Genomic DNA, 12,676 nt, shown 5'->3' with positions numbered 1-12,676 from the left:
ACGTTAGGATCATGTGTTGTGGAAATCCATAGGGTCTATTTTGGCAGCGATGCGCGGAAAGCAGCGCATGCCGTTTCATAACGGACCACGACAGGATGCTCGTTAAACGAGTTTAATGAGCGGTAATACGACACATCCAAACCTGCGGAGGCGACGGACATCTCCGAATGCGTCTTGTTGATGTCCGGCAGACGAGACATTGGACGTCACTCCTTAACGACGTTCGGCAATTCACCGACAATCTTGACGGTGTGGGTTCCGGAAAGAACTGTTATTGCCGTTCGATAACCACCCAGAGGCTGCATATGGAACCGCCGATCAATCGCGCACGTTCTGATTTGCTGGTCGCTTACACGATACTTGCGCGACAGTTTTTCTCTCAGCTCACTACCGATATTTCCCACGGCACCGGTGATTACGACAATCAGGTTTGGGCTGGCTGACTGCCCCCGCCCACGGGCCTGTTCATCCCGCGTGCCGGTTCGTGAAACGGCGTGGTGCAAACACGTGCCTCCAGCGGTTCAACCCGGCCCGGAATTTGTACCAGCACCTCCGTATCCGGCTCGGTCAGGCTAACCGGAACCCTTGAGAGAGCAATGTTCGTACCGATACGCGGCGAGAAGAATGCCGAGGTGACAAAGCCGATCCGGTCTTTTGTCTGCGGGTTCAGCACCGGCCAGAAATCAGCGTTGTACCAGTCGATCTGGCGACCGCCAAATTTCAGCCCGACCAGCTTGTGACTGACTCCTTGCCTTGCGATATCCGTCAGTGCTGCCTTGCCTATGAAGTGTGGCTTGTCCAGATCCACCTGCCAGTCGAGCCCGACCTCATAAGGAGAGGTTTCCAGATCCATGTCCTGCCCATAAGAGAGAATCCCGGCTTCAAGCCGACTGATATGGCCGGGCGCGATCACACGTAGGGAATGGGGTTCTCCGGCGGCCACCAGCCCGTCCCAGAGAGCGTCCGCGTCCCGGGTGGCATTGCGCAGATAGATTTCGTAACCTTCCTCGCCGGAGAATCCGGTCTTTGAAATAATCACGTCGCTGCCAAATAGGGTCGTCTCGACCAGATTGAAGAATTTAAGGCTCTGCACATCCTTCACGCCGGCATCGGTCAGCAGGGCCGCGCTGTCGGGCCCCTGAATCTGAACCGGGGCGACATCGAGCTCGCGGATGGTGACATCGAAACGGCCCTCAGCATTCACCCCCTGGGCCCAGAGCCCGGCATCCGAATCCGAGATTGACAGCCAGTATTCATCCTGTGCGATCCGCAGCAGGACCGGGTCGTTGACGATGCCGCCGTCCCGATTGCAAAGAACGACATAGCGTGCCTTGCCCGGCGCCAGTTCCTTTTCGCCGGTCATGGCGCGGGTCACAAGATAATCGATGAAGGCCGTGGCATCCGACCCCTTCACCTGAATTTGGCGTTCAACCGCCACATTCCACAGGGTGACATGCTTTGTGAGATATTCGTATTCGCCCAACAGCCCTCCCTGATCGGGCGAAAAATACAGCCGGGGATGATACATGCGATTATATACCGTCACGACGCGGACGCCGTGCTCCAGCGATTTGTGCCAGAACGGCGACTTTCGGATCCGGGTTCCAACGAGCATGTCGATACGCGGTGCACCGCTTTGGCGCAGATTGATTGGGGTATGTCTGGCGTTGTTGAGTGTCATGGGTCTTGCCTCAATTTTTGCCGCTTTTACCTTCAATGAACCATGTGAGTGCCGCTACGAGTTCTGTCAGGACGCTTGCGGCAGGCGCTGGGACTTTCGCGCACCTATTCGGCGGAGGCGAAATGCCTCGAATTGCCGGAAGGCTTCTGGGGCATGTCAGTCTTAAATTATGCGGTCATGCCCCCATCGACGACATATTGCGCACCAGTGATAAAGCTTGCCTCGTCGGAGGCCAGAAACAGAACAAGCTGCGCCACATCGTTGGGTTCGCCATAGCGGCCCAGCGGAACCCGTTTTTCATACTCCGCCTTTGCAGCAGCCGCATCCTCGGGTCTCGAACCCTTTTCGATAGAGCGCATCATCCGGGTGTTCACCGGTGCGGGATGCACCGAATTTACGCGAATATTCTGACCCGCACCCTCGGCGGATGCGTTACGTGTGAGACCGACGACCGCATGTTTGGACGCAACATAAGGTGTCAGGCCCGGTCCGGCTGACAAGCCCGCTACCGACGACGTATTGATGATGCTTCCGCCACTTTCGCTCATGGCCCTCATTACGTGCTTAAGGCCCAGAAACATGCCCCGCACATTTACGGCCATGACCTGGTCAAAATCCTCTACCTTTTGCTCAGTCAGCGGTGCGACAGTGCCTTCGATACCCGCGTTGTTGAAGAAAATGTCTATACCGCCCAACTTCTCCTTCGCCTCTTGAACGTAACGCTCAACGTCCGCCTCATTCGCCACGTCGGCGGCAATGACCACAACCTTGCCGTGCTCTTCAAGCGTTTCAGCAACGTCATTCAAAGCATCCTGATCCAGATCAACCAGCGCAACCTTCGCGCCTTCCTTTAGGAACAGTTTGGCCGTCTCCGACCCGATACCACCCGCACCGCCTGTAATGATCGCTGTCTTGTTATTGAGCCGTCCCATGTCAACCTCCGTTTTCCAAAATGGCTTCACTAGGATAACGATTTTCATCGTGTCCTTGTTCCATGACCTGCCCGCTTTGGTAAAAAGCGGAACGCAATTTGGGAGGTGTGATCGTGACCCGTTTTCGTGACCTTTGCGCTCCGCGAATCTGTCTACCATGGCCTTCTGACCGTCGCCCACATCGTGGCCGGTATTCTGGCGAGCCAGTTTCGCGCTGATCGCGGACACGATACACAACTTCTCGGAAATGGCGTCGCTGGTAGTCGGCTTCGCGCTGCCGTGCCTGGCTGACGCGCATAGCGATATCCTGAACGGAGCACGCCCTTCTGTCGAATTCGTCACTACATGCTCCCGTCACGACAACATTCTCTTATCCGTGGTCCGAAAGCGGAGTGATACCGGCAAAGGATGCGGTCGCAGTGCTTGGCTATTACAAGCGAGTTCGATCCGGAACTGGGCAAGCGTACAAAGACGTACGATCGCCGGGACAAAACCGCCGCGCTTGCGGATGGAGAGGCCGCTGAACGTGGCGCCAGATATGACGTGATCCGAACATTGTAGCGGGACGCCTAGGGATTGTTCTTCTGGCTTCGCGGCATTTCGTCCCCCACAGGGTCGCTTTCAAGCGGCTTGGGTGCAAGTGAATCAACGTCTTCTTCGGGCGGCGCGGCGCCGCCATCCGACCCCAGCGGCGCATCCGTCACCGATCCATCTGCGACGGCCACCCGCCAAACCGTGTTCCCGGCGTCATCTGCAATCAATAAGGCGCCGGTCCCGTCGATGGTTACGCCGACCGGTCGTCCACGGGCCTGATCGCCGACAAGAAAGCCTGTCACGACGTCCTGCGCCATCCCTGCCGGTGATCCGTCCTCAAAGGGGATATAGATCACCTTGTATCCGTTGAAAGAATTGCGGTTCCAACTGCCGTGTTCGCCGACGAAGGCACCATGGGCATAGGCCTCAGGCATCGCGGCGTCACGGGTGAACGTCAGACCTAGCGGCGCGACGTGGCTGGACAACGCGTAGTCCGGTTTGATCGCCTTTTCCACCATATCCGGACGCTCGGGACGCACCCTGATATCCACATGACCGCCGAAATAGCTCCATGGCCAGCCATAGAACCCGCCCTCCTCGACCGATGTCAGGTAATCCGGCACCAGGTTCGGGCCGAGTTCGTCGCGTTCGTTCACCACGGTCCAGAGCGTGCCGGTGTCCGGATGAAAGGTCAGCCCGTTGGGATTTCTGAGACCGGTGGCAAACAGCCGTCGCGCGCCGCTCTGACGGTCGACCTCCCAGATTGCGGCGCGGCCCTTTTCGGCCTGCATGCCGCGCTCACCGGCATTGGAATTCGACCCGACCGAGACGTAGAGATGCGTACCATCAGGGCCAAGCGCAAGGTCCTTCGTCCAGTGATGGTTGATGGGTCCACCCGGCAGCCCGGTCAGCTCGATCGGTTCGTCGGGCAATTCGGTCTGACCCAGTTCATATGGATAGGACAGGATTGCATCGGCGACGGCAACGTAGAGCGTGTCCTCGGCCGAAGCCACTCCAAACGGCGAATTCATGTCCGTGAGGATATCGTGACGGGCGTCCACGGTTCCGTCCCGGTCAGTGTCGCGCAGCAGCGTGATCAAGTTGCTGTCGCGTTCCGGTCCGCCCGATCCCTTGGCCAGCGACATAACCCAACCGCGTATCAGGTCCTTGGGCCGCGACACCGGCTTGCCTCCGGGCCCGCGCGACTGCACGACGAGCACATCGCCATTGGGCAAAGTATGAACGGTACGCGGATTGACGAGATCGGTGGCATAGGCCGTGACGGTCAAAGTGTCGGGCACATCGGGCGTCTGGCCGTCTTGCCAGCCCACCACCTCGGCCAGTTTCATCTCGGCGAACAAAGGCTGGCGGGGTTCGGGCAGCACCGGATCGAAGCCGATCTGGTCCTGTGGCTCGATCTCGTCCTGAGCAGCAAGGGGCCCGGCCAGTAACAGCCCAGCGCAGGCGAGGAGGATGTAGGTGAACTCAGTCATCCGAACGTACTCCGATTTCGTGACGGTAGACCATCTCGCGCCCCAGCCAGACGGTGACCAGCATGATCAGGACGGTGAGGACCGACAGGATCATGCCGGTGGGCACGACAGCCGTCCAGCCGTCGCGCGCATGGACAAGAGCATTGAAGAAGGCCAACACCATCACCGCCAGATTGCCTAGACCGTGGACCCACGCGATCCCGCGTTTGCGCAGCGCGCGGCGCACCAGTAAATCGATCAGACCGGCGATTGCGGCCAGACCGGCGCCGACCAACCCGGCAAGCAGAAGCCAGGATGAAAAGTCGCTCCACATCAGGTTGGCGGTCTGCCAGTAGAGAATATCGGTCACGAGAACGAGGCCGAAACAGACAATCGGGACCGGAACCAGCGCCGCATGGACCTGGTGCCCAGCTATGGCGGCGGTCGCGGCATGATCCGGCTTCGTAGTCTCCGTTCGGGGTTTGATGTTGTGGGTCATCTGCGCGCTCTCCAGCAACCTCTTTTAGGTTTTAACGAGTGAGATGAGCGGAATGTTCCCGTTCGGATCGGTGCTTGTGACCTGAACTCCCGGCAGCTTCACCGCCGGCGAAAAATAATGCGCGGCGGGGTAGGCGAACCGGCCGTTGGGCGCGCCTCCGGGCTACGCAGCTTTATCTCCCTTCTCACGCCATCATTGCAACGACGCAGGAGCCCATCGGGCCACCATCCAGGGTCGGCGAGACATCATTGCCGAAACGCCAGTCGTAGCTGGCGGAAAAAACGATCCCGACCGCGAGGGGTTTGGTATAGCGGACAGGCGCGATGCATTCGCGGAACTCGCGACCATATCTTTGTTCTTGGCGATATCGGTCGTCACAGGGCTATATGCCGTGTCGCGGTGATGATTGCGTCCAGCGCAAGCTTCGCCACACCTATCGGGTATCTAACAAAACACGCTGGTTTACGGAGCCGGAAACTACCGGTTCACGGATTTTCTTAAGATCGGCATCCCAATGAACATCATCGTCGGGCTGAACTCGTCTTTAACCATCAGCATCTTTGCCCCATTTAAGATTTGCCTACGACACTGAAAGGCTAGTGATGATGCCGTAGTTGACGAGGTTCTGGTAGTGAATTCGGGCAACGGACTTTGCCAGCACGGCGCGCAGGCCCAGGAAGCGCGGTGCCACCACCGCATGTTCGCGGCTCGACTCCTGATCATTATTCTCGTCTGCCACGACTAGATGACCATCGGCATCCCGGGCCTCCAGCGCGCGCGAGAGATAGTTTTTATCCACCACGCGAAACTCGAAATCCGCAATTTTCAGAATGCTGCTGCGATAGAGCAGCACCGCGGCCTTCGCGGCATGATCTCGTCGGTCGATGTATCGTCACCGACCCTGAGCACAACCGGCATCTCGCGCGTGTCTTGCAAGGGTTTGGACATCGGGAAATCGGTTTTAATCGGCCCCTTGATTAACTCCGTCGCTGCGCTTCGGCCTCGGGCACCGTGGCGATGATTGGCAGCCGCTCGCGGCCTATATCGGCTCATCCGCCAATCCGGGGTTTTGCGATTTCGCGGTTGTGGCCGACATGGTCCGGGGCGACGCGCGCCGGCTGGCGTATCGTTTGAATCGTTCGATATGAATCTGGTGTCGGATCTTATCCCCGATGGTCGGCTTGCGGCGTTGATAGAGGCGGGCGCGCGGCTGCCATTCATTACCGCGACCATGCCGCACGAGGAAATCCCTGACCGCATCATCCGGCGGAACACCGTCGAGTGGCGTCCAGTTCCGTGCCCATATTGGCGATAACGTCGCTATCGGAGCCCAGAAGCGTGCGCCGCGGAGGGCTAGAATATTTCATGTGCAACGGATGACTGACCTCGTTTCCGGGCGGGCTGAACTACAAGCCGAACCGCGTCGCAGCATATTGCAGGAACAGATGATCGTCGGTCGGGAAAAGTTTATGATCGACATATTGCACCGACAGCTCGGTCTGCATGTGCGGCAGCTTCAACGCCCCCAGTGCCAGCATCTCCAACGTTCCCGTCGCATCCTGTGCCAAGGTCTGGTCGATCCGCAAACCAATCAAATCGTCCCGGGTCATTTTATTTTCTGCCAGATGGTCGGCAGTTAGCTTTTGGGTGGGGCTCTTGGGCATAGAGGGTTGGCCTGTCGTGTCGCGTGGACTGGTTCTGAACCAAGGCGTACTCACCCGCGCGGTTCCGGTCGGAACTTTCTTAAGCAGTTTCGCGTTTCAGTTGTACGGATTTACGGAGGTTGTCATGCCCAGAAAGACGCTGGATCTCGGCCTTGAGATCGAACATCTGTCCATTCTTGACCCATCCGGCGAGGCCGACAACGAACTGGTGCCGCAGATTCCAGACGACATGCTGCTGCGAGGGTACCGCACTATGATCAAGGCGCGTCGCTTTGACGAACGGCGGCTGAAATTGCAACGCTCGGGACGTATCGGCACCTTTGCCCCGGTCACCGGGCAGGAGGCTGCGCAAGTCGGTACCATTGCAGCGTTGGCCGAAAACGACTGGTTCGTTCCGTCCTATCGGGAAACAGCGGCGCATTTCTGGCGCGACACCGATCCAGCCGACATGCTTCTTTACGACGCCGGCTACAACGAAGGCGGCAAGCTGGCCGAGGACGGGCGGCTGACGCCGCTGTCGGTGCCGGTCGGCACACAAATGCTTCAGGCCGCAGGCATCGCCCACGCGGCGCGGATGCTGGGAGCGGATGACATCGCCATGACCTATTTCGGCGATGGTGCCACCAGTCAGGGCGATTTCCATGAAGCGATGAACTTTGCCGGTGTGTTTGATTGCCCCGTGGTGTTCGTCTGCCAGAACAACCAGTACGCGATTTCCGTGCCTCGCGCGCGCCAAACCCGGTCCGAGACGTTGGCGCAGAAGGCTGTCGCATACGGTGTGCCCGGCATTCAGGTGGACGGCAACGACATCTTCGCCTGCTATGTTGCCGCCCATGAGGCGGTTGAGCGCGCCCGCGACACGGGCACGCCGACGTTGATCGAATGTGTGACCTACCGGATGGAAATGCACACCACCGCCGATGATCCCACCCGTTACCGCGAAGACGATGAGGTCGATAAATGGCGCAAGCGCGACCCTATCGAGCGGTTCGGCAAGTGGCTGAAGGGACGCGACCTGCTCGATGACGATGCCATCGCCACGATGGAGGACGAGATCAAGGACGAAATCGAGACAGCATGGCAGACCGCGTCCGACCGGATCGAGGAGTTGAAAGACACCGACCCGATGTTCGCCCATATCTACGCCGAAGAAACGCCCGAACTGGCCCGCCAGCGCAAGCGCATGGAGCAGGGCCAGAACCCCGGAGGATGGTCCGATGGCTGAACTGACTATGGTCGAGGCAATCAACTTGGCGCTGCGCGAAGAAATGCAGCGCGACGAACGCGTCGTGCTGCTGGGCGAGGATGTCGGTGTCGACGGCGGGATCTTTCGTGTCACCAAGGACCTGATCGAGGAATTCGGCGAGGCTCGCGTGATGGACACGCCGCTGGCCGAAAGCGGGATCCTCGGGTTTGCCATCGGCATGGCGATGCGCGGCATGATCCCGGTGCCCGAATTGCAGTTCTCCGGCTTCGCATATGAAGGGTTTCACCAGCTTGAATCGCACGCCAGCCGAATGCGCTGGCGCTCGCAGGGCGGTCTGAGCGTGCCAATGACGGTACGCATGCCTTACGGTGCGGGAGTGCGCGCGCTCGAACATCACTCGGAAAGCCGCGAGGTGTTCTATGCCCATATGCCGGGGCTGAAGATCGTCGTGCCGTCGGGGCCGCGCAACGCGCGCTCCCTGCTGCTGGCGGCGATCCGCGACCCCGATCCGGTGGTGTTTTTCGAGCCTAAAGCCAGCTACCGCGCCTTCCGTGAGGAGGTGCCGGACGACGAAGAAATTGCCGAAATTGGCAAGGCGGTCACGGTGCGAGAGGGCGGAGACATCACGATTGTCGCCTACGGTGCCATGCTGCCGCGCACAATAGAGGCTGCGGAGGCACTGGCCAAGGATAGCGTCAGCGCTGAGGTGATCGACCTCCTGACAATTTCACCGCTCGACTGGCCGACGGTCACGGCCTCGGTTCGCAAGACCGGACGCTGTGTCGTCGTGCATGAGGCGCCGCTAAGCTATGGTCCCGGCGCCGAGATCGTAGCGCGGGTGATGGAGGATTCGTTTCTCAGCCTTGAGGCGCCGGTGGGACGGGTTGCGGGACCGGATGTGCATGTTCCCTATTTCGCCCGCGAACAGCGGTATCTGCCTGATTGCGCCCGCATCTTGGGTGTCTGCAAATCGGTTCTCGACTATTAGGAGGCGTGTAAATGGCACATGAATTTCGCTTGCAAGATCCCGGCGAAGGCATTCACGAGGCGGAAATCCTCGAAATCACCGTCAGCAAAGGCGATCATGTCTCTGAAGGCGACACCGTTGTCGTGGCCGAAACCGACAAGGCAGCGGTCGAAATTCCTGCGCCGGTGGATGGTGAGGTGCGCGAGATCCGCGTCGCCGTGGGCGACATCGCAGAAGTGGGCGACGTGCTGATGGTGTTCGGCGAGGCCGGTGATGATACAGAGCAGGACGCCGATAGAAGTGGCGCGGCCGAGCAAGACAGCGACACGGATACGGATGAGAAGAAGAGCGCCGAGGACGCAAGGAAAGACGACGAGAATGGCGAGACCTCAGATGAGGCACCGTCCGGCGAGAGTGATGGCGCGGATACCGGGCATGACGACACAGACACGCAAGACAATGAGGTCACAGAAGATGGTAGCACGCAAAAGAGCGGCGACACGACATCTTCCGCCGCTAAAAAACCGCTGGCCACACCCGCCGTGCGCGGGTTGGCGCGGGAATTGGTGATCAATCTGGCGAATGTCAAAGGCAGCGGTAAGGACGGCCGGGTTTTAAAAAAGGATGTCCAGGACGCCGCTGGAGACAAAGGAGACGCAGGACGGGCGGAAGGTGCGAAAATCGTCGAACTGCGCTCGCTGCGGCGCACCACGGCACGCCGTATGGCGCAGGCTTGGCGCGAGATTCCGCATGTCACCCATCAGGACGTGATCGAGATCACGGCGCTGGAACGTCTCCGGCGGGAACATGAGGCCGAGATCGAACAGCAGGGTGGCGCACTGACCCTGACGCCGTTCATCGTCAAGGCACTGGCCATCACGCTGGCCGATTTTCCCAATTTCAATGCCACTTTCGACGCGGACGCCTGTGCCGTGCATCAGCTACCCGACGTCAATATCGGTGTTGCACTCGACACCGACCGCGGCCTTCTGGTGCCGGTGTTACGCGATGCGGGGGCCAAGAGCATCGCGGAACTGGCAGTGAACCTGAAAAAGCTGGGCGACCGACTGCGCGAAGACGCTGCAACGCGCGATGATCTGCGCGGCGCGACGTTTACCTTGACCAATGTGGGCGCGATCGGCGGTACCGGCCTCGCCCCCATCATCAACCCGCCGCAAACCGCGATCTTTGGTGTGGCGCGGGCCGAGTTGCGGCATGTCGTTCGAGGCGATATCGACGAACACACTACCGAAGTCGCGCTTTGCTTGCCGGTCTGCCTAACCTTCGATCACCGCGTTGCCGACGGTGCAGAAGCCGCGCGTTTCGTCCAACGGGTCAAGGCGCTGCTGGACGACCCCGGCGCGCTTGTCCTGAACAGTTGACGTTGGACGGCACCTGGCACGAACTGGACTGTGGCGGCGACCGAATTGATCGCGTGCAGGTCCTGATCGCGGTTTAGGCAGTCTTGGCTTGTTAACGCTTCGGCAGCCTTGCCGCTATATCCGAAATAACCGTTGCCAACGGGCGGTCCGCATCTATCTGCTGCCAGTCGAGCGGCCCGGGGTCGATCCGCTCCTGTTGCTTGACGACCCACGGGTCGGCATCCGATGCATCAGGCCCGCGTCCTGTGACACGGTTGCTGCGGACATCTGTCGGCGTTTCAAGCCAGATCCCGATAAATTCACATCCCGCCTCTTGGGCCACATCTCTGGCTGCCGCGCGGCTTTCGGCATTGTCATGCACGGCATCGAGAATCGCGGCATGGCCCTGCGCCAGAACCTGTGTGGCCTGCTGGCGGATCGATTCATAGGTTTGGGCGGTGATCGGCGGCGCATAGCCTTCGGAGTCCAACGGTTCCAGCGGATCCACCTTCATGATTTTCTTGCGCACCACATCGCTGCGGATATGGATCGCGCCCGGGAACGCGCCGATGCGATGCGCAATGGCGCGGGCAATTGTGGTTTTACCACTGCCCGACAGCCCGCCGATGGCAACGAGGACCGGGGCCGGAGGGTCCAGATAGTCAAGCGCTTCTTGCAGATAGTCACGGGCGTCGGTCAGCATCTTCTCCGAGCTTGAGGAGAATTCGGAGGTCTGGATGCTGACCATGGCACGGATAGCCGCACGAATTCCCAAGAAGAGCGGCAGGATATCCAATCCGGCATCTTCCATGTGATCGGACACCCCGTTCAAATAGGTGTTCAGTACCATGTTTGCCGGATGGGCGAAGCCGCGGTGCAACAGGTCCATCAGCAGAAACGCGAAGTCGTAGAGCGTATCGCAGGTGCCCAGACGTTCATCGAATTCCAGCGCGTCGAACGGTGTAAGCACACCTTCAAGCAGCACGATATTACGTAGGTGCAGATCGCCATGACAGCGGCGGACAAAGCCCGCGCGCGACCGCGCCCGCATCACCCCGGCACGATCAGAAAGCATCGCCCTGCCCTGCCGGACGAACCGCAGCGCATTGTCCTGAAATTCGTTTTCCATAGCGCCGAATACGCGGTCCAGCTCATCCAGAATTTCCGTGATAAGCGTAACCCCGTCGGCGTCTTTCACCGGGGCATCCCCGTGATAGCGCACAATCGCTTCTCCCAGATCCTGGGCAAGCGTGTCATCAATGCCGTCGTTGCTGGCGATATGCGTCAACTCGGCCTCGGGCGGGAACCGCCACATCGACAGAACCCACTCCACCGCATCGCCATCACCATCAAGGGCAAGCTTGTCATCCGCTTCGCGCGTCAGCGGGATGACACCGCGATAAATCGAGGGAGCTGTCTTGCTGTTCAATTCGAATTCGCGCTCCAGCAATGCCTTGCGCTTTTCCAGAGTCGACAGGTCCATATAGTCGTATTGCACCGCGCGCTTCATCTTGAGCGCGCGGTCGCCGATCAGGAATATGATTGCGCCGTGGGTGTCTGTCCGATCAGCCTCCGCCCCAATCCCCGCGCCATTTTCGCAAAATGCGATGGCCTCGGCCTGATCGGTTTCATGATGGGCGTCGCCTTGCATCAGCTTTCCCTCGTTTAGTGAACCCTCTGGTTCTTGCAGTTGTCAGATGTTTTCGCGCTTGTCGGGATTGATCTGCAAATCACTGATCGGCCGCACCATGGAGGCCTGCGGCCCCATTGCGCCCTCACCCTCAGCCACCGTCAACTCGACCGCGTCGCCCACGTCCAAGCTTTCGAAATCGTCCGCCACCACCGCGTTGGGCGCGAAATAAATCTCCTGCCCGTCGTTCATCCTGACAAAGCCGTAACCGTCGAACTTGCGGATCACCCGGCCTTGTGGCGGGCCTGACAGTGTCTTGATTTCACCGCGCATCTTCTGCGAATGGGTTTCCAGCCGACGTTCCATCGCGTTAAACGCATCCCGCACCGCGATATTGGGGTCGAAATGGTCATTTCGGTCGCCGGGATCGTTACTGACCACGATTTCATCCTCTGGCACCCGCACCTCAATTCGCAAATGAAATTCGTGCGCATGATATTGGCTGCGATGCGGCACTTCGACAGCGATACGACAGGAGTTGATGCGGCTGAAATAACGATGCAGCTTTTCGGCTCTTTCCCTGATGATCGTCTCAAGCGGTTCTGATTTTTCGACGTTGCGCCATGCGATTTCGAGAGGGATATCCATTGTTGGTTTCGTCTTTCTTTTTTCGAGTCGCCGCTGATAAAACGGCTTAAGTAAGCGAAGTTATCACGTTTTCGGGACGTT

General features: G+C 59.3%; 12 protein-coding genes and 1 pseudogene. 4 read left to right on the top strand and 9 right to left on the bottom strand.

Translation table 11 applies throughout. The features are described 5' to 3' along the window. Positions 1 to 35: 35 nt before the first annotated feature. The 5 genes from Q1A06_RS13230 to Q1A06_RS13210 all read right to left on the bottom strand — a co-directional run bounded on the left by Q1A06_RS13230 (position 36) and on the right by Q1A06_RS13210 (position 5,118). Entirely contained in the window at positions 36 to 200 is a 165-nt protein-coding gene (locus Q1A06_RS13230) for a hypothetical protein (protein WP_299564356.1), read from the bottom strand. 224 nt (positions 201 to 424) lie between these two features. Beyond that, the gene (locus tag Q1A06_RS13225; protein ID WP_299564353.1) at positions 425 to 1,681 is read right to left on the bottom strand and encodes an aminomethyltransferase family protein; all 1,257 of its coding nucleotides are present in this window, start codon (positions 1,679 to 1,681) and stop codon (positions 425 to 427) included. Between the two features lie 167 nt (positions 1,682 to 1,848). Continuing rightward, positions 1,849 to 2,613, bottom strand: a complete 765-nt coding sequence (locus Q1A06_RS13220) for an SDR family oxidoreductase (protein WP_299564351.1) — start codon at positions 2,611 to 2,613, stop codon at positions 1,849 to 1,851. A gap of 569 nt (positions 2,614 to 3,182) precedes the next feature. Beyond that, positions 3,183 to 4,640 (bottom strand): sorbosone dehydrogenase family protein, encoded by a 1,458-nt coding sequence (locus Q1A06_RS13215; protein ID WP_299564348.1) that lies wholly within the window; start codon positions 4,638 to 4,640, stop codon positions 3,183 to 3,185. After that, positions 4,633 to 5,118 carry a DUF2231 domain-containing protein gene (locus Q1A06_RS13210; protein WP_299564345.1) on the bottom strand — a complete coding sequence of 162 codons (486 nt, stop codon included), beginning with the start codon at positions 5,116 to 5,118 and terminating at the stop codon, positions 4,633 to 4,635. The genes Q1A06_RS13215 and Q1A06_RS13210 overlap by 8 nt, the downstream gene beginning before the upstream one ends. Before the next feature lie 393 nt (positions 5,119 to 5,511). Here Q1A06_RS13210 and Q1A06_RS13205 point away from each other — a divergent pair. After that, positions 5,512 to 5,710 (top strand): annotated as a pseudogene (locus tag Q1A06_RS13205) (hypothetical protein); the annotation flags it as partial. Here Q1A06_RS13205 and Q1A06_RS13200 read toward each other — a convergent pair. Both Q1A06_RS13200 and Q1A06_RS13195 read right to left on the bottom strand, forming a co-directional pair. Continuing rightward, the gene (locus tag Q1A06_RS13200) at positions 5,699 to 5,971 is read right to left on the bottom strand and encodes a hypothetical protein (protein WP_299564342.1); all 273 of its coding nucleotides are present in this window, start codon (positions 5,969 to 5,971) and stop codon (positions 5,699 to 5,701) included. The pseudogene Q1A06_RS13205 and the gene Q1A06_RS13200 sit on opposite strands and share 12 nt — an antisense overlap. Before the next feature lie 553 nt (positions 5,972 to 6,524). Further along, positions 6,525 to 6,728: a hypothetical protein gene (locus tag Q1A06_RS13195; protein WP_299564339.1), complete on the bottom strand. Its 204-nt coding sequence runs from the start codon at positions 6,726 to 6,728 to the stop codon at positions 6,525 to 6,527. Positions 6,729 to 6,906: 178 nt separating this feature from the next. Between Q1A06_RS13195 and pdhA the strand changes: the two genes are divergently transcribed. The 3 genes from pdhA to Q1A06_RS13180 are packed head-to-tail and all read left to right on the top strand — an operon-like array spanning position 6,907 to position 10,338. Next, on the top strand, positions 6,907 to 8,007 hold the full coding sequence (pdhA, locus tag Q1A06_RS13190; RefSeq protein WP_299564336.1) for a pyruvate dehydrogenase (acetyl-transferring) E1 component subunit alpha: 1,101 nt from the start codon (positions 6,907 to 6,909) through the stop codon (positions 8,005 to 8,007). After that, the gene (locus Q1A06_RS13185; protein WP_299564333.1) at positions 8,000 to 8,977 is read left to right on the top strand and encodes an alpha-ketoacid dehydrogenase subunit beta; all 978 of its coding nucleotides are present in this window, start codon (positions 8,000 to 8,002) and stop codon (positions 8,975 to 8,977) included. The genes pdhA and Q1A06_RS13185 overlap by 8 nt, the downstream gene beginning before the upstream one ends. Positions 8,978 to 8,988: 11 nt before the next feature. Further along, positions 8,989 to 10,338, top strand: a complete 1,350-nt coding sequence (locus Q1A06_RS13180) for a dihydrolipoamide acetyltransferase family protein (RefSeq protein WP_299564330.1) — start codon at positions 8,989 to 8,991, stop codon at positions 10,336 to 10,338. A gap of 91 nt (positions 10,339 to 10,429) precedes the next feature. Here Q1A06_RS13180 and Q1A06_RS13175 read toward each other — a convergent pair whose 3' ends face one another. Together Q1A06_RS13175 and Q1A06_RS13170 are read right to left on the bottom strand one after the other, a co-directional pair. After that, entirely contained in the window at positions 10,430 to 11,968 is a 1,539-nt protein-coding gene (locus Q1A06_RS13175) for a bifunctional aminoglycoside phosphotransferase/ATP-binding protein (protein WP_299564327.1), read from the bottom strand. 42 nt (positions 11,969 to 12,010) lie between these two features. Further along, positions 12,011 to 12,595 carry an HPF/RaiA family ribosome-associated protein gene (locus Q1A06_RS13170; RefSeq protein ID WP_299564325.1) on the bottom strand — a complete coding sequence of 195 codons (585 nt, stop codon included), beginning with the start codon at positions 12,593 to 12,595 and terminating at the stop codon, positions 12,011 to 12,013. Between the last annotated feature and the right edge of the window lie 81 nt (positions 12,596 to 12,676).

The organism is uncultured Sulfitobacter sp., from assembly GCF_947497275.1.
Lineage (GTDB): Bacteria > Pseudomonadota > Alphaproteobacteria > Rhodobacterales > Rhodobacteraceae > Sulfitobacter.
The sequence above is the reverse complement of the archived record's forward strand: the minus strand, read 5'-3'. Positions and strand labels throughout refer to the sequence as shown.